14 protein-coding genes are annotated in these 16,067 nt (G+C 71.6%); 4 read left to right on the plus strand and 10 right to left on the minus strand.

Features of this window, described 5'->3' with window-relative positions; all coding sequences use genetic code 11:
• Nucleotides 1–15: 15 nt before the first annotated feature.
• Entirely contained in the window at nucleotides 16–1,041 is a 1,026-nt protein-coding gene (gene ligD / locus F6W97_RS21900) for a non-homologous end-joining DNA ligase (RefSeq protein WP_155372290.1), read from the plus strand.
• 61 nt (nucleotides 1,042–1,102) lie between these two features.
• Here the strand turns inward: ligD and F6W97_RS21905 are convergent, their stop codons facing one another.
• From F6W97_RS21905 to F6W97_RS21920, 4 genes are all read right to left on the minus strand, one after another.
• Nucleotides 1,103–2,638: an alpha/beta hydrolase gene (locus tag F6W97_RS21905; protein ID WP_155372291.1), complete on the minus strand. Its 1,536-nt coding sequence runs from the start codon at nucleotides 2,636–2,638 to the stop codon at nucleotides 1,103–1,105.
• A gap of 38 nt (nucleotides 2,639–2,676) precedes the next feature.
• Nucleotides 2,677–3,741 carry an ATP-dependent DNA ligase gene (locus F6W97_RS21910; RefSeq protein ID WP_155372292.1) on the minus strand — a complete coding sequence of 355 codons (1,065 nt, stop codon included), beginning with the start codon at nucleotides 3,739–3,741 and terminating at the stop codon, nucleotides 2,677–2,679.
• Between the two features lie 184 nt (nucleotides 3,742–3,925).
• Nucleotides 3,926–4,354, minus strand: a complete 429-nt coding sequence (locus F6W97_RS21915) for a hypothetical protein (RefSeq protein ID WP_155372293.1) — start codon at nucleotides 4,352–4,354, stop codon at nucleotides 3,926–3,928.
• 179 nt (nucleotides 4,355–4,533) lie between these two features.
• On the minus strand, nucleotides 4,534–5,262 hold the full coding sequence (locus tag F6W97_RS21920) for an SDR family oxidoreductase (RefSeq protein ID WP_155372294.1): 729 nt from the start codon (nucleotides 5,260–5,262) through the stop codon (nucleotides 4,534–4,536).
• Between the two features lie 262 nt (nucleotides 5,263–5,524).
• Between F6W97_RS21920 and F6W97_RS21925 the strand changes: the two genes are divergently transcribed.
• The gene (locus F6W97_RS21925; protein WP_155372295.1) at nucleotides 5,525–7,195 is read left to right on the plus strand and encodes a pectate lyase family protein; all 1,671 of its coding nucleotides are present in this window, start codon (nucleotides 5,525–5,527) and stop codon (nucleotides 7,193–7,195) included.
• A gap of 11 nt (nucleotides 7,196–7,206) precedes the next feature.
• Nucleotides 7,207–8,838 carry a pectate lyase family protein gene (locus F6W97_RS21930; RefSeq protein ID WP_155372296.1) on the plus strand — a complete coding sequence of 544 codons (1,632 nt, stop codon included), beginning with the start codon at nucleotides 7,207–7,209 and terminating at the stop codon, nucleotides 8,836–8,838.
• A 104-nt stretch (nucleotides 8,839–8,942) separates the two neighbouring features.
• Here the strand turns inward: F6W97_RS21930 and F6W97_RS21935 are convergent, their stop codons facing one another.
• The 3 genes from F6W97_RS21935 to F6W97_RS21945 all read right to left on the minus strand — a co-directional run bounded on the left by F6W97_RS21935 (nucleotide 8,943) and on the right by F6W97_RS21945 (nucleotide 11,042).
• Nucleotides 8,943–9,617: a hypothetical protein gene (locus tag F6W97_RS21935; protein ID WP_155372297.1), complete on the minus strand. Its 675-nt coding sequence runs from the start codon at nucleotides 9,615–9,617 to the stop codon at nucleotides 8,943–8,945.
• A 136-nt stretch (nucleotides 9,618–9,753) separates the two neighbouring features.
• Nucleotides 9,754–10,347, minus strand: coding sequence for a hypothetical protein (locus F6W97_RS21940; RefSeq protein WP_155372298.1), 594 nt, complete (start codon nucleotides 10,345–10,347; stop codon nucleotides 9,754–9,756).
• A 68-nt stretch (nucleotides 10,348–10,415) separates the two neighbouring features.
• Nucleotides 10,416–11,042, minus strand: a complete 627-nt coding sequence (locus F6W97_RS21945) for a CG0192-related protein (RefSeq protein WP_155372299.1) — start codon at nucleotides 11,040–11,042, stop codon at nucleotides 10,416–10,418.
• Nucleotides 11,043–11,172: 130 nt separating this feature from the next.
• Here F6W97_RS21945 and F6W97_RS21950 point away from each other — a divergent pair, with 130 nt between their 5' ends.
• Entirely contained in the window at nucleotides 11,173–12,909 is a 1,737-nt protein-coding gene (locus tag F6W97_RS21950; protein WP_155372300.1) for an MOSC and FAD-binding oxidoreductase domain-containing protein, read from the plus strand.
• A gap of 216 nt (nucleotides 12,910–13,125) precedes the next feature.
• Here F6W97_RS21950 and F6W97_RS21955 read toward each other — a convergent pair whose 3' ends face one another.
• From F6W97_RS21955 to F6W97_RS21965, 3 genes are all read right to left on the minus strand, one after another.
• Nucleotides 13,126–14,025: a DNA-3-methyladenine glycosylase family protein gene (locus F6W97_RS21955; protein ID WP_155372301.1), complete on the minus strand. Its 900-nt coding sequence runs from the start codon at nucleotides 14,023–14,025 to the stop codon at nucleotides 13,126–13,128.
• 19 nt (nucleotides 14,026–14,044) lie between these two features.
• Nucleotides 14,045–14,986: a lytic polysaccharide monooxygenase auxiliary activity family 9 protein gene (locus F6W97_RS21960; RefSeq protein WP_155372302.1), complete on the minus strand. Its 942-nt coding sequence runs from the start codon at nucleotides 14,984–14,986 to the stop codon at nucleotides 14,045–14,047.
• Between the two features lie 100 nt (nucleotides 14,987–15,086).
• Nucleotides 15,087–16,046 carry a DNA double-strand break repair nuclease NurA gene (locus F6W97_RS21965; protein ID WP_155372303.1) on the minus strand — a complete coding sequence of 320 codons (960 nt, stop codon included), beginning with the start codon at nucleotides 16,044–16,046 and terminating at the stop codon, nucleotides 15,087–15,089.
• Nucleotides 16,047–16,067 lie beyond the last annotated feature (21 nt).

Consider the following 16,067-nt stretch of genomic DNA (forward strand, 5'->3'; position numbering starts at 1 on the left):
CGGTAGCGTCGGGCCATGCCCAAGGCCCCAGCGCTCGAGTACGAGGTCGGTAACCGTTCCGTAAGACTCAGCAGCCCGGAGAAGATCTGCTTCCCGGACCGCGGCTTCACGAAGCAGGACGTCTTCGAGTACTACCTGGCCGTGTCCGAGCCCATGCTGCGGTACATGCGGGACCGGCCCACCATGCTGCAGCGCTTCCCGGACGGCGTCGGCGGGGAGATGTTCTTCCAGAAGCGGGTGCCGGCCCGGGGCGTGCCCGAGTGGATCACCACTGCGGAGATCAAGTTCCCGAGCGGGCGCAAGGCCGACGAGCTGTGCCCGAAGGAGCCCGCCGCCCTGCTCTGGGCGGCGCAGATGAACACCATCGTGTACCACCCCTGGCCGGTCCGCGCGCCCGCCACCGAGAACCCCGACGAGCTGCGCATCGACCTCGACCCGCAGCCCGGCACCGACTTCGCCGACGCGGTGAAGGTCGCGGGCCTGGCCCGCGGGGTGCTCGAAGACGCGGGCCTGGTCGGCTACCCGAAGACCTCCGGCGGCCGGGGCATCCACATCTACGTGCGGATCAAGCCGGACTGGCCGTTCATCGAGGCGCGCCGGGCCGCGATCGCGTTCGCCCGGGAACTGGAGCGGCGCGACCCCAAGCTGATCACCACGGCGTGGTGGAAGGAGGAGCGCGGCGAGCAGGTCTTCATCGACTACAACCAGATGGCCCGCGACCGCACCATCGCCGCGCCGTACTCGCTGCGCGCCAACCCCCGCGCCACCGTGAGCACCCCGGTGACCTGGGACGAGCTGACCCAGGTCGAGCCGAACGACTTCGACCTGCGCACCGTGCCGCCACGGCTGGCCGAGGTCGGCGACCTGTACGCGGGCCTGGACGACGTGCACCACGACCTGAGCACGCTGCTGGAGTGGTGGGACCGCGACGAGCGCGACCGCAAGCTCGGCGAGATGCCGTACCCGCCGGACTATCCGAAGATGCCGGGCGAGCCGATGCGGGTGCAGCCCAGCCGCGCCCGCACCGACCACGCCGAGTAGCCGCAACCACGGAGATGCCCCGCCACCTGTGCAGGTGGCGGGGCATCTCCGTAGGACGGGCTCACTGCGGCGGGCACACCGTGCCCGGCGGCGGCACCACCAGGTTGATCAGGAAGTCGTTGACGTGCTTGTTGATGCAGCGCGTCTCCGGGTAGGCGGTGTGGCCTTCGCCGTCCCAGGTGAGCACGACGCCCACACCGAGCATGTCGGCGAGCTTCTGGGTCTGCTCGTACGGCGTGGCCGGGTCGCCCTTGGTGCCCACCACCAGGATCGGCGGCGCCCCGTCGGCCTTGCCGGTCGGGTAGGGATCGCGCTGGGCGGGCCAGACCGAGCAGGTCAGCATGCCCACCGCCAGCGGCGCGCCGAACAGCGGGTACTTCTGCCGCCACTCCGACTGCAGCTTGCGGATCTCCTCCACCGAAGCCGGCTTGCCGTCGTCGGCGCAGTTCACCGCGGCGTTGGCGTCGAACAGGTTGGTGTACTCGCCGTTGGCGTCGCGGTCGGCGTACGAGTCGGCCAGCGCGAAGATCGCCTCGGACTTGCCGTCCTGCAGGTCCGCCAGGGCCTGGCCCAGGTCGGGCCAGCGGGCCTGGGTGTAGAGCGAGGACACCACGCCCCAGAAGATCCAGCCGGCGGTGGCCTTGCGGCCGTCGGGGTTGCCGACGGGGTTGGTGTCGGCCTCCTGCATGAGCTTCTCGACGACCGCGCGGGCGTCGCCGTCGATCGGGCACTGGGTCTTGTTCTTCGCGCACCAGGCGGAGAAGTTGTCGAAGGCGCGCTCGAAGCCCATCGCCTGGCTCTCCGAGGACTGGATCGACGACTGCAGCGGGTCGACCGCGCCGTCGAGCACCATGGCCCGGATCTCCTTCGGGTACAGCTGCGCGTACACCGCGCCGAGCAGGGTGCCGTAGGAGTAGCCGAGGTAGTTCATCTTGCCCTCGTTGAGGGCCAGCCGGATGGCCTCCATGTCCCGGGCGGCCTGCTCGGTGGCGAACAGGCCCAGCCGGTCGCCGTACTTGGCCTTGCAGCCGTCGGCCATCTTTTTGGTCAGCGCCAGGACCTCGTCGAACTCCTCCTGCGTCACCGGGTCGGGCTCGCTGGCGAAGGTGGCGTCGAGGTCGGCGTCGGTGTAGCAGTCGACCGGGGTGGACCGGCCGACGCCGCGCGGGTCGAAGCCGACGATGTCGAAGCGCCGGGTGATCTCGGCGGGCAGGCCCAGCGTCAGGTACGCCGCGAGGTCCACGCCGGATGCGCCCGGCCCGCCCGGGTTGACCATGAGCGCGCCGATGCGGTCGCGCTGGTCGGTGGCGCGGGCGCGCATGACCTCGATGTCGAAGGTCTGGCCGTCGTCGGGCTTGTTCCAGTTCTGCGGCACCTTCACGATCTTGCATTCGAAGGTGTACCCGGACGGAGCCTTGCCGAGCAGGTCGGCGGCGATCTCCGGGCACAGCCGCCAGCCCGGTTCGGGGCTGACGGCGGCGGCCTCGGGGCGGCGGCCGAAGTCGGGCAGTGGGAGCACGCACCCGGTGGTGGTCAGTGCCGAGGCCGCCAGTGCGACGACGGCGCGCACCACTTTCTTGTCAAGCCTGAGTCGCACGAGCGTGTTCACTCCCCCCGGAACGGATCCGCCCGAGCCTACGGGGTACCCAGTACCTCGTCGACGTTGAGGCTGATAGGACGGTCGAGCTGGTCATAGGTGCAGGACCGGGGGTCGCGGTCGGGGCGCCAGCGCTTGAACTGGGCGGTGTGCCGGAAGCGGTCGCCCTCCATCGCGTCGTAGCCGACCTCGACCACGAGTTCGGGGCGCAGCGGTTCGAAGCCAAGGTCCTTCCCCCCACTCCATCGGCTGGGCGCACCCGGCACGCGCTGACCCTCCGTCGCCGTCCCCCACGTGTGCTCGCCGGGGTTGCGGTAGGGCTCCAGCTCGTCCAGCAGCTCGGCCCGGCGTGCCGCGGTGAACGCCGAACTCGCGCCGACGTGGTGCAGGACGCCGTGCTCGTCGTACAGGCCGAGCAGCAGCGACCCGACCACCGGCCCGGAGGTGTGGTACCGGAACCCGGCCACCACCACGTCCGCGGTGCGCGCGTGCTTGATCTTGAACATGAGCCGCTTGCCAGGGGAGTAGGGCATGTCGGCCGGTTTCGCGATGAGCCCGTCGAGCCCGGCCCCCTCGAACGCGGTGAACCACTCGCGGGCGGTGTCGGGGTCGGTGGTGACCGGGGTCAGATGCACCGGCGCCTCGACGTGGGCCAGGGTCCGCGCCAGCAGTGCCCGGCGCTGGGCGTACGGCTGGTCCATCAGCGACCGGTCGTCCAGGGCCAGCAGGTCGAACGCGATGATGTCGGCGGGGGTCTCCACGGACAGCTTGTTCACCCGGGAGGCCGCCGGGTGGATGCGCTGGTTGAGCATGTCGAAGTCGAGGCGGGGGATGCGGTCGGCGTCGCGGCGGATGCAGACCAGCTCGCAGTCGATCACCGACCGGGCCGGGAACTGCTTGAGCGCCAGGTTCACGACCTCGGGGAAGTACCGCGTCAGCGTCTTGCCGCCGCGGCTGGCCAGTTCCACCTCGTCGCCGTCACGGAAGATGATGCAGCGGTAGCCGTCCCACTTGGGCTCGAACGTCATACCCGGTTCATCGGGAATCTTCGACACCGGCTTGGCCAGCATCGGTTCCACAGGGGGGTTCACCGGCAGATCCATGCCACCAGTCAACCAGCAAACCGCCCACCCCGCGCCAATCCCCCCGTTTTCCCAGCCCCTTCTCACCTTTCCCGTTGATCATGAACTTATGGCACGGCTCGGCGGCGTGTCGCGTCCACAACTTCATGATCGCCGCGGGGCCAGAGCGGGCGTGCGCCGCTGAGTCGGCGGTATGGGGCAGGGGTCAGTTCTGGCCGACGGCGAGGGTGACGATCATTGGCAGCTCCTTGTCCGCCCATGCGACGACCACGCTGACGTGCCGGTCGTCGCGGCGCCACAGCGGAGCGGGGCCCCCGGCGACGCCGCACAGGTAGCCGGTCAGCGGCGGCTGCTCCTCCCCGCGTAAAGACCCTGCCAGGACCTCGCTCAGATCGATCCGCTCGGGCTCGCCCCAGCGCTCGGCCGGCGCTGCGACCAGCCGATCGCAGACCGCCTCGTACTCCTCAAGGGTCGGCTCCATCGCCTCGCGCCCGTCCCCGTCCCAGAAGTCGCGGCTGACCATCAGGTAGGCGACGTGCAGGCCGGGCTCGGCGAACCCGTCGGCCCGCTGCGTCATGGTCTCCGGGTAGGGCTCGGCCAGCAGCCGCCCGGCGGTCGTGATCCATTCATCCACGCGCGGCAAGCTAACAGTTCCTCCCGACATCCGCGGCCCGCCAGGGGCGGGCGAACCGCTGACCTCGTTCGACCTGCCGGGCCGGTGGATCGGGGCAGGTCGAGAGCCCGCCGGTCGATCGCGTCGGGGGCAGGCCGAGAGGCGGCCGGACGATCGCGTCGTGTCGTGCCGTCCCCGCGTCAGGCCGCGCTCGGGCCGAGGCTGGTCTGCTCCTGCTCGAAGCGGAACTCGCGGATGAAACAGTCCCGCGGCTGGCCGACCGCGAACAGCACACAGTCGGCGACCGACCGCGCCGTGAGCATGGCGTCGGCGGCCCGCGGCCCGTCCTGCACGAAGTCCGGCGGGTACAGCGAGATCACCCGGATGCCCTCGGGGCGCAGCCGGTGCGACAGGATGCCGGCGAGCCCAGCCTGCGCGTGTTTGGCCGCGTAGAACGCCGGATGGGCGGTCGAGCGGTGGTGGCCGGTCTCGCCGCAGCCGGAGATCAGGTTGACGATGTCCGGCCGCGCCGATGCCCGCAACAGCGGCAGCAGGTGCTTGACCAGCAATGTGGTCCCGGTCGCCGCACCGCTGATCATGGACACGATGACGTCGTCGGAGGCGTCCTGCAGACCTGGCCCCTGCGCGTACGCGGCCGCGTTGTTGACGAGCACGTCGAGGCGGCCGGTCCGCTCGGCGAGCGCCGCGGCGAATCCGCGTACGGCGTCGGGGTCGGCGAGGTCGCACCGGAACGCCTCGGCGCTGCCCGGCCCGGCCCGGTTGATCAGGTCGGCCGTGGCGGTGGCGGCGTCGATGTCCCGGGCGGACAGATACACGTGCGCGCCCCGGGCGGCGAAGTCGGTCGCAAGCAACCTGCCGGTGTCCCGCCCCGCGCCGGTGATCGCCATTCGCAGTCCCTCGAAGATCATTCCGAGATCCCACCACCTCCACCGCACTTGAGGTCAACCGGCCGCCTCCCGCCGCGGTGATCATGAACTCAGGCTCACGACACGCCGTCGAACCTGCCCATAAGTTCATGATCAACGCGGCGGGGCGGGCGGTGGGCTGCAACAAACCTGCACATCGATTGCCTTGCATGCATGGAAAGCGCTTTCCTATGCTCGATTCTTACGTCGAGTTTCGTCGATGTTTCGATCTCTCGACGACCCGATCTCGCGGAAGGGAAGGCGCATGAAGGTACGTTCCCGGCTCGCCACCGCCGCGGTGGCGGCCACGGTGGCGGCGGCGATGCTTTACGCGGGCACCGCCAACGCCGCAACGCTGTTCCAAGACGACTTCAACGACGGCAACTCGTCCGGCTGGACCACGTCCGGCGGGACCTGGTCCGTCACCACCGACGGCACCTCCGTGCTGCGGCAGGCGGGCACCAGTTCCGACGCCCGCGCCCGCGCGGGTTCGACGGCTTGGACGAACTACACGGTCACTGCGCGGGTGAAGCTGACCGCGGTCAACGGCGCGAACCGGTTTGCCGCGCTGCTGGCCCGTGCGCAGTCCAACACCAACTACTACTACCTGGCCCTGCGTACCAACAACACGGTCGAGCTGAAGAAGCTCGTCGGCGGGTCGTCGACGACCCTGGCCAGCGCGGCGGTGACCGTCACCACCGGTGCCTGGTACACGCTGAGTCTCAAGGTCACCGGCAGCAGCCTGCAGGGCACCGTCAACGGCGGGGCCGCCGTGTCCGCGACGGACGGCCAGTTCGCCACCGGGCAGATCGGGGTGGCCACCTACAACGCGGCCGCGAACTTCGACGACGTGCTGGTCGCCGACGCGGCCGGACCGTCGCCGAGCCCGAGCACCAGTGCGAGCGGCAGCCCGAGCGCGAGCCCACGGCCGAGCGGCAGCCCCAGCCCGAGTGCCAGCCCGAGTCCCAGTGCCAGCCCGAGTCCCAGCGGGCCGCCGCCGAACCCGCCGGGGCCGGGGCAGCCGGACGGGTTCGCGACCGTCGCCGGCTACGGCCAGGCCACCACCACGGGCGGAGCCGGCGGGCCGACCGTCACCGTGGACACCACCGAGGAGTTCCTGGACTACATCGCCCGCACGGGGCCGTACACGATCCAGGTGTCCGGCACGATCACGCTGCCGACCGGCACCACCGACGGCATGCACAACGTCAGCTCGGACAAGACGATCGTCGGCCTCGGCTCGACCGCGCGCCTGGTCGGCGGGGGCCTGAACATCGGCGTGCCGATCAGCGACGCGGTGACCTCACCGCCCGCGAACGCCGTACACAACATCATCATCCGGAACCTGTCGATCAGCGGCGCCACCGACGACCTGATCAACGTGCAGATGTTCTCGCACCACATCTGGATCGACCACAACGACCTGTCCGACGGCGGCGACGGCGCGCTCGACATCAAACGCGGCTCCGACCTGCTCACCGTGTCCTGGAACAGGTTCCACGACCACGACAAGACGACCCTGGTCGGCCACGACGACGCCAACGGCGCGCAGGACACCGGCCGGCTGCGGGTGACCTACCACCACAACTTCTTCGACCGCTCCGACCAGCGCAACCCGCGGGTGCGTTTCTCGCCGCTGGTGCACGTCTACAACAACTACTACTTCGACAACAGCTACGGCATCGCGTCGACCAACGAGTCCGGCCTGTTCGTGGAGGGCAACTACTTCTTCAGCGTGAACAACCCCGGCCGGGTCGAGTTCAGCGGGCCGCTGGGCCGGATGGTCGAGCGCAACAACATCCTCGTCGAGTGCAACCACCCCATCGAGGTGCGCGGCACCGTCACCGACCCGGCGACCTTCTACCCGTACACCGTGGACGACCCGGCGACCGTGCCGACCGTCGTCCCGGCGGGCGCGGGCGTCGGAAAGATCTGAGGGGGTACGCCATGAGGACAGCGCATCGGGCCTGGGTCGCCACGGCCGTGCTCGCCGCGACGGTGGCGTTCAGCGCCGTCGCGGTCAGCCGGGCCGACGCGGCCACCCTGTTCAGCGACGACTTCGCCGACGGCAACGCGAGCGGCTGGTCGACCTCGGGCGGCAGCTGGTCGGTCTCCGGCCAGGCCTACCGCCAGTCCGGCACCGGCGCGGACGCGAAGGCTCAGGCGGGCTCGACCGTGTGGACCGACTACACGGTGCAGGCCCGGGTGCAGCCGACGGCGTTCGGCAACAGCACCCGGGCCGCGGGGGTCGTCGCCCGCGCCCAGAGCACGACCAACTTCTACGCCCTGGTGCTGACCGGCGGCGGCACGGCGCAGCTGCGCCGCGTCTCCGGTGGCGGCGTGACGACCCTGGCCAGCGCGCCGGTCGCGGTCACGACCGGCACCTGGTACACGCTCGCGCTGCGGGTGAGCGGGTCCCAGCTGTCGGGCGCGGTCAACGGCGCGACGCTGGTCAGCGCGACCGACGGCACGTTCGCCGCCGGCCGGGTCGGGCTGACGGCGTCGTACGCGAGCGCGTTCTTCGACGACGTGACCGTCGACGGCGGCCCCGGCACCCCGCCGAGCCCGAGCCCCAGCTCGCAGCCGTCACCCAGCGCGTCGCCCAGCGCCTCACCGAGTCCGAGTGGCAGCCCGAGTCCGAGCGCGTCGCCGTCACGGCCGCCGAGCCCGTCGCCGAGCACCAGCCCCGGGCCGGTGCCGCCGAACCAGGCCGACGGCTTCGCGAGCGTCGACGCACTGGGCCAGAACGGCACCTACGGCGGCGTCGGCGGCCCGACGGTCGTGGTCGACACGACGGCCGAACTGCTGGCCGCGATCGACACCATCGGTCCGATGGTCATCCAGGTGCAGGGCACGATCACCATCGACAGCAAGCGGGGGGTACGCCCGAACAAGACGATCGTCGGGCTCGGCTCCAACGCCGTGATCAGCGGGGGCGGGTTCGACTTCTACCGCTCGTACAACGTGATCGTGCGGAACCTGACCTTCCTGAACGCCGAGGACGACGCGGTCAACGTGGGCCAGAACTCGCACCACGTGTGGATCGACCACAACCGCTTCGTGGCGCCCGTCGACGGCTCCATCGACATCGTCCGCGGCGCGGAGTACGTCACCGTGTCCTGGAACCACTTCGACCACACCGACAAGTCGATGCTGATCGGCCACTCCGACGGCAGCTCCAGCGAGGACGTCGGCCACCTCAAGGTGACCATCCACCACAACTTCTTCGACCACAGCCGCCAGCGCCACCCGCGCGTGCGCTGGGGCGACCCGGTGCACGTCTACAACAACTACTTCCTGGCCAACGAGCTGTACGGCGTCGCGTCCACCCAGGACGGCGGCGTGCTCCTGGAAGGCAACTACTTCCAGGACGTCCCCTTCCCGTGCTTCTCCGCGAGCGGCTACGCCGACAGCGGCCCCGGCCGCCTCGTCCAGCGCAACAACATCTTCACCGGCTCCGGCCCCTGCGAGGTCTCCGGCACCGTAGCCGACCCCGGCGCCCACTACCCCTACACCGTGGCATCCCCGTCCACCGTCCCCGCAACGGTCACCGCCGGCGCAGGCGTGGGCCGCCTCTGACGGCCACCGGCCCACCCCTCCGCGTTGATCATGAACTTATGGCAAGGTTCGACGGCGTGTCCCTGCCATAACTTCATGATCGATCGGGTGGGTGGGTCGGTCGGTCACGGGTTGCCGGCGGGGCAGCCGACGTTCGAGTCCTCCTGGTACATGCGCTCGCCGCCGCGCCGCCGCCAGTAGTCGTACGAGCCGTCCCAGTCCATGGCCGAGGCGGGCAGCGTGCTCGGGACGCTGGAGACGAAGGCGACCACGTGGTAGCTGTAGCACCAGCCGCCGAAGATCCCGTCACCCTTGAACTGCATGCTCGGCGAGGCGTGGCTGAGCAGGTAGCGCTTGGCCAGCTCCTTGGTGCCGGTGCGGTCCGGGTTCGCGTGGTAGTTGACCCGCCACACCGGGATGGTCCGGTCGCGGCAGACCGCGCTGCGCCACATGGTGTCATCGACGACACGGACGTACACCGCCGAGTTCGAGCCGTACACGACAGTCACTTTCGGCTTACAGGTCGTGGGCGGCTTGGCCGCGGTCGTCGCCGGCCGCGCGGGCGAGGTCTTCGGGCGGGGCGAGGACGTCGCGACGGGGCTGGGGGCGGTGCTCGGTGCGGTACTCGCCGAGCTGCTCGCGGCGGGGGTGGGCGTCCCCGTGGCCGGTGCGGCCGATCCGGCGAGCGAGGCCGGCACGGCGTCCCTGGCGGGATCGTCGCAGGCGGAAAGCGGGGTCGCCGCGACGGCCAGCAGGGCGGCGACGGCGATACCGCGGAGGCGTACAGAAAGCCGATACATGATCGCGGCACGCTACCACCGGACTGCCGCTTCCGTCCCACCCGCTGTCAGTTGGTCGATCATGAACTTGTGGACATGACACACCGTCGAGCCGTGCCATAAGTTCATGATCAACGCCGCGCGGGGGCGGGGCTGGTCAGCAGGGGCCGGGGGTGGTGGTGCGGGTTACGCGGAAGGTGGTGATGGGGGCTACGGGCGGGTTCTCGACGGCGTATGCGGTGCCGTCGTGCTTGCGGAACTCCACCACGGCCTGCACCGACATCGGCACGAGGACCACGGTGAAGTCCTTGCCGGAGTCGCCGGTCGTGCCGATCACCACCCGCTCGGCCCGCCACGTGTCCCCGTCGAACTTCAGCAGCTTTTCCCAGTAGTACTTCGGGTCGCCCGGTCGCTGGATGAACAGGCCGACCTCCCGGCCCGGCGGCTTGCTGCCCCGCCCGGTGAGGTCCGCGCACCGCGGCACGGAGGCGTCGCTGGTCAACTGGAAGCCGACCGGTGACGGTGGTGCGGACGGCGGTGCGGACGGGGTGGCCGGTGGCGGCAGCGCGGAACCGGTGGCGGCCGGTGGCGGCGGCGTGGAGCCGGTGGCGACATCGGGGGACCGGCCGGGTAACGGCTGGTTGAGCAGCGCCACGGCCACGCCGATGAGGGCGGCCAGCGCGACTCCCAGCAGGGCCCAATGGGTTGCGCCCCAGCGACCTGTGGATGGCTTGTTCTCCGGCGCGGTCATCCCTTGTGGATACCGCACGTGGGCGAGGTGCGCCACCGCCCGCGTACGGTGAATCCGCGACTCCGAGGTCAGCGGAGCGTGGCCTCGGCCAGGATCGTCGGCGAGCCACCGTCCCACACGCCGGTGAGCACCAGCCCCGTGCCGTCGGCGGAGCCCAGCATCCGGTGCACGGTCAGCTCGACGGTGCGGGTGACGATGCGGGCCGGGTCGGCGTCGGCGGCCTGCTCGATCGCGCCGACGACCGGAACGGCGGCGCCGGGGGCGCCGCTGCCGCGCAGCGACATGGCCGGGGCGCGTCTCTCCTGGCGGCCGTCGACGTCGACGAACTCGTCGGCCTCGCCGCCGCCGGTCAGGATCGCGGTGGCCAGGGTCTGCAGGTATACCGGGTCGCCGGTGGCGTCGTACACCCAGCGTGTGCCGAGCACGGAGTGCTCCGTGGTGCCGACGAGCCACGGCTCGCCGCCGGGCAGCGGCGCGCCCCGGTAGGTCAGCGGGACGTGCAGCACCGGGCCGTCGCCGGCCTGGACCAGGAGCGTCTCGACGCCGACCTCGCCGTCGGGGTCGTCGAAGCGGCAGGCGGCCACCCGCCGCACGCCGGGCTCCGCCGGTCCCTGGTACCAGGAACGGCCGGGCAGCCACGAGTCGATCAGTTCGAACTTGGTCGGTCGGATGTCCGCGCGGTACAGAAGTGCCATGTCCGGCATGGTAGACGCGTCCGCGGTGCGGCCGTCCGGGCGGCGGCGCGGGTGGCAGTGATCGCCGCCGACGCCGTGGGGGATCGGAAAAGAGCCGGTCAGCGGTGCCCGCGGCGCGTAGTTTCGACTGGTGGCCACCTTGTTGACGGTGAGCGTCGGCCTGCCCAAGGACGTCGACTGGCGCGGGCGCACCGTGCACACCGGGGTATGGAAACAGCCCGTGGACGGCCCGGTGCTGCTGCGCCGCCTCAACCTCGACGGCGACGGCCAGGGCGACCTCGGCGGGCACGGCGGCGAGCAGCGCGCCGTGCTGGTGTACCAGCAGGACTCCTACCGCTACTGGCAGCGGGTGCTGGGCCGCGACGACCTGGTGCCCGGCCAGTTCGGCGAGAACTTCACCGTCGACGGGCTGCCCGACGACGAGGTGTGCATCGGCGACCGCTACCGGATCGGCGAGGCGGTGGTGGAGGTGACGCAGCCGCGGGTCACCTGCTACCGGGTGGGGCTGCGGATGAACGAGCCGCGGATGGCGGCGCTGATGGTCGCCCACCACCGGCCCGGCTTCTACCTGCGGGTGCTCACCGAGGGCCTGGTGCGGGCCGGTGACGAGTTCGTGAAGCTGTCGACCGGGCCCGAGGCGATGACGGTGGCCGAGCTGGACGCGCTGCTGTACCTGCCGGGCCACTCCCGCGACGACGCCGCGCGGGCACTGCGGATACCCGCGCTCAGTCCGGGCTGGCAGACCTCGATGCGCGGGCTGCTGGACCAGGCCGACGGGCAGGCGGGCAACGCGGGGCTGGAGACGGCCGCCGCCCCGCCCGCGTGGGCCGGGTTCCGGCCGTTGACGATCACCGCGCTCGACGAGGAGGCGCGGGACGTGTTCTCGCTGCATCTGGCCGCCGCCGACGGGTCCCCGCTGCCCGCGGCGCTGCCGGGGCAGTTCCTGACGCTGCGGCTGCCCGGCCCGTCCGGGCCGCTCATCCGCAGTTATTCGCTGTCCGGCACGCCCGGCGACGCGGTGTACCGGATCAGCGTGAAGCAGGAGCCGCACGGCGCTGCCGGGGCGTATCTGCGCGCCAACGCCCGGCCGGGGCTGACGATCGAGGCCGCTGCGCCCCGGGGCACGTTCACCCTCGACGGCGGCGACGGGCCGGTGCTGCTGCTGTCGGCGGGCATCGGGGCCACGCCCGTGCTGGCCATGCTGCATGCCGTGGCCGCGTCGCAGCCGGACCGCGCGGTGTGGTGGGTGCACGGCGCGCGGGACGGCAGCCAGCACGTGTTCGCGGCGGAGAGCCGTGAGCTGCTCGGCCGGCTGCCGCACGCGCACGCGCTGATCTGCTACAGCCGGCCCGCCCCGCAGGACCGGGACTACACGACGGCCGGGCGGATCACCGCCGACGTGCTACGGGGCCTGGCGCTGCCGCCGGAGACGGCCGCCTACCTGTGCGGGCCCACGGACTTCATGCGGGAGATCGCCGCCGAGCTCGGCGGGCTGGGGCTGGATCCCGGGCGGGTGCACAGCGAGCTGTTCGGCGCGGAGGCGGGCCTGACACCCGGCATCGCCGCCGCACCCGCCCGGCCGCCGCACGAGCCGGACGGCGCGCCCGGACCGGGTCCGGCGGTGTCGTTCGTCCGCAGCGGGCTGACGGTGCCGTGGAGCCCGGCGTACGCCAGCTTGCTCGACTTCGCCGAAGCCTGTGACGTGCCGGTGCGCTGGTCCTGCCGGACCGGGGTGTGCCACACCTGCGTCAGCGGCCTGCTGTCGGGCCAGGTGGCCTACTCGCCCGAACCCGTCGAGGAACCCGGCGACGGCAACCTGCTGATCTGCTGCTCCGAGCCGACCACCGAGCTGGCCCTCGACCTGTGACCTCCGGAAGCCGCACCGCCGGGCTGCCGTAGATCGGCGCGGTGCCGTAGATCGGCGCGGGGCCGTAGATCGGCGCGGTGCCGTAGGTCTGTGCGGTGCCGCAGATCGGTGCGGTGCCGTAGGTCGGTGCGGTGCGGAAGATCGGTGTCTGGTGTCAGAAGCTGCGGTCTGAGCGCAGATCATGGCACGAAACAGCGATCATGCAAGCTCGCTCGGTCAGAACGTCTTGAAGCTGCGGATCGGCATGCGGGGGCCGTATTTGGGCGCGCCGAGGCCGGAGGCTTCGATGAGGTGGCAGACGCGGCCGCGCTGGCCGGCGAACGGGGCGAGCAGCTCCAGCATCCGGGCGTCGGTGCCGCGGGGCTCCCCGGCGAGCGCGTAGCAGACGAAGTTCGGCAGGTGGAAGTCGCCGACGCTGACCGCGTCGGGGTCGCCGAACACCACGGCGGCGGTCTCGGCGGCGGTCCACGGGCCGATGCCGCGGATGGTCAGCAGGTGCGCCGTGAGGGCCGCGCTGTCGGGGCGGCGTTCCAGACGGCCGGCCTGCGCGGCGACCCGGCGCAGCGTGTCGGCGCGGCGCTGCTCCAGGCCCAGCGGATGGAACTCGTAGTAGGGCGTGGTCGCGATGACCTCCGGCTCGGGCGGCAGCCAGAGGTTCTCGACCGGCCCGGGGGCCTTGGCGCCGAACTTCCGGACGATCGCCGCGTACGCGCGGTACGCCTCGGTGCCGGTGACCTTCTGCTCGCACACCGCGCGCAGCAGCCGGGGAAAGGCCAGGCGGGTCGCCGGCAGGCGCAGCCCGGCGTGTTCGCGGGCGAGCCGGGCGACCAGCGGGTGCGCCCGGGACAGTTCGGCGAACCCGGTGACGTCGTCGCGCAGCCCGGCTATGGCGTCGGCCCGTTCGGCGAGCCATCCCGCGCCCGCGCCATACGCCTCGACCTGCAGGAACCCGCCCGCGGAGCGCAGTGCCAGGCTGCCCGGACCCTCGGGTGTCCGGGCAGCCAGCCAGTAGACGCCGTCGACCCAGCGTGAGCAGGGATCGTGGCGGCCGAGGCTGAGCTGCGTGAGCGTGCCGGCGATGTCGTATCGCTCAGGCAGCTCGTGTCGCTCGGTCACGGCATCGAATCTGCCACGCTCAGCCGGCCAGCCACAGTGCGGGGGTGGTGGCGGGCTCCCAGCCGGACAGCGAGGTGTGCGCCTGGCGGCAGGAGTACACGACGCCCTGGTAGGTCACCCGGGCGCCGGTGGCGTAGCTGACGCCGGGCGCCCACGCCGGGTACGAGCCGGTCGGGCTGGGTGACGGGCTGCTGCTCGGCGAGGCCGGCGGGGACGCGCTGGGCGACCTGCTCGGCGACGGCGAGGCACTGGGTGGGGCGCTGGGCGACGCGCTCGGCGACGGCGGCGCGCTGGGCGACACCGACGGCGACGGGACGGTGTTGCCGAGCACCACGTCGGCGCACGAGTAGAACGCCTCCGGGCTGTCCGAGCGCTGCCAGATCATGTAGATCAGGTGGCGGCCGGGGTGCCCGGACGGGATGGTCCCGGCCAGGTTGTAGTAGCCGTCGGCGACCGCCGGGTTGGTGACGGTCAGGAACGGGCTGGCCTCCAGGTCGGCCCAGCGCAGCGGGGTGGCCGGGTTGTACCCGGGCCGGGTGATGTAGAGCTGCCAGGTGCCCAGGTGGGGGGCGGTGGCGCGGATCCGGAAGGTGTACGCCCCGGACGCCGGCAGCGTGGTCGTCGGCCAGTCGCTGCGGCCCAGGTCGAGCCCGGCGTACTTGGTGCGGTTGGCGCTGCACAGCTTGCCGTCGGGGATGATGCTGCGGTGCTGCCCGGCGGCGTTGGCGACGTTCACCTCGTTCCAGTCGTAGAGCGGCTGGGTGCCGCCGAGCGCGACGACGGCCTTGCAGGCGTTGGTGTCGGGAGACTCGGGGCCTTCCAGGTAACACGTGTAGACCCGGCTGGCCGGCGTGGTCATGGTGCCGTGGCTCGACGCGGGCCCGGTCAGGGCGACGACGGCGAGGGTCGGGGCGAGGGCCAGCAGGGTCGTGGCGAGGGCAGCGCGGGTTGCGGCGCGCATGCGTTCCACCTCTCTGTGGAAGTGTTCCAATAAGGAAACTTAACTAAGAGATGAATTTACGCCCCACGTCCATGACGATCAATGGGCTGCGCCCAGACCGTTACACGGCGGCGGACGAGCCGCGCTGGGCGGCCAGCGCCAGCGAACGGTGCAGCAGTTTGCCGTCGCCGAGCAGGTGGCGCAGCTTCTTCTCCAGTCCGGCGATGGGCACCAGGTTCTGCGGGGCGCGGGGGTCCTTGTAGGGCAGGGAGGCGAAGCGGGGGATCGTCGCCGTCGACAGCTCGGCCAGCGAGACGGCCTGGTGCTCGGGCACCTCGGCCGAGCACTCCACCCGCACGATGCCCGCCCAGGGGGAACTGCCGCCGTGGGGCAGGCGCATGTACCAGGTCAACCGCTCGAACGCGCCCGTGATCCGGAAGACCGGGGTGCGCTCGGCGGGGCGCAGCGCGGCGACGACGCTGATCAGCCGGTCCGGGAGGTACTGCTTCTGCTGGGTCTTGATGTAGCCCAGGGTGCGCGGCAGAGCGTCGCGGCTGCGCAGCGGCCCGTCGACGATCAGCAGGTCACCGTCCTCGCGCAGCTGCTGGGATACCTTGATCTCCAACTCGGTGAGCGCCGCCTGCACCCGGTTGGACAGGTCGGCCTCGTCCGCGCCGATGACGGACTGCGCCTGGTAGTGGGCGGCTCGTCCGGCGTCCACGTCGGACGGACGTTCCGCGGAGGTGAAGAGCCTGCGCTCGACCTTCACGCCGGTGACGCTGGCCCCGGACGAGCGCTCGCAGCGCACCACCCCGGCGGCGTAGGAGCAGGCCAGACCGGGGCGGGTGACCCCGTCGTGGTCCTCGATCCAGAGCCGGGCGTCGGTGCGGCGCACACCGTCGACGAGCAGCACCACGTCGGGTGCGCGTACGCCCGGCGGGGTCTCCAGGGGTCGCCAGTCCGCCGCCGGCAGCTCGATCTCGGCGTCGAGCTTGGCGCTGCTGGCCTCGGCGGGCCCCCGGTCCGCGCCGTCGAGGCTGGCGCCGAAGCCGGGATCCCAGGCGTCCACATGGAACTTCATGAGATCTGTCTACCAGCTCTC

It is taken from the genome of Catellatospora vulcania, from assembly GCF_009720385.1.
GTDB lineage: Bacteria > Actinomycetota > Actinomycetes > Mycobacteriales > Micromonosporaceae > Catellatospora > Catellatospora vulcania.

Coding starts and splice junctions, on each gene's coding strand:
- ligD (WP_155372290.1), top strand. CDS start 16: ATGCCCAAGGCCCCAGCGCTCGAGTACGAGGTCGGTAACCGTTCCGTA.
- F6W97_RS21910 (WP_155372292.1), bottom strand. CDS start 3,741: ATGGATCTGCCGGTGAACCCCCCTGTGGAACCGATGCTGGCCAAGCCG.
- F6W97_RS21920 (WP_155372294.1), bottom strand. CDS start 5,262: ATGATCTTCGAGGGACTGCGAATGGCGATCACCGGCGCGGGGCGGGAC.
- F6W97_RS21925 (WP_155372295.1), top strand. CDS start 5,525: ATGAAGGTACGTTCCCGGCTCGCCACCGCCGCGGTGGCGGCCACGGTG.
- F6W97_RS21930 (WP_155372296.1), top strand. CDS start 7,207: ATGAGGACAGCGCATCGGGCCTGGGTCGCCACGGCCGTGCTCGCCGCG.
- F6W97_RS21935 (WP_155372297.1), bottom strand. CDS start 9,617: ATGTATCGGCTTTCTGTACGCCTCCGCGGTATCGCCGTCGCCGCCCTG.
- F6W97_RS21940 (WP_155372298.1), bottom strand. CDS start 10,347: ATGACCGCGCCGGAGAACAAGCCATCCACAGGTCGCTGGGGCGCAACC.
- F6W97_RS21945 (WP_155372299.1), bottom strand. CDS start 11,042: ATGGCACTTCTGTACCGCGCGGACATCCGACCGACCAAGTTCGAACTG.
- F6W97_RS21960 (WP_155372302.1), bottom strand. CDS start 14,986: ATGCGCGCCGCAACCCGCGCTGCCCTCGCCACGACCCTGCTGGCCCTC.
- F6W97_RS21965 (WP_155372303.1), bottom strand. CDS start 16,046: ATGAAGTTCCATGTGGACGCCTGGGATCCCGGCTTCGGCGCCAGCCTC.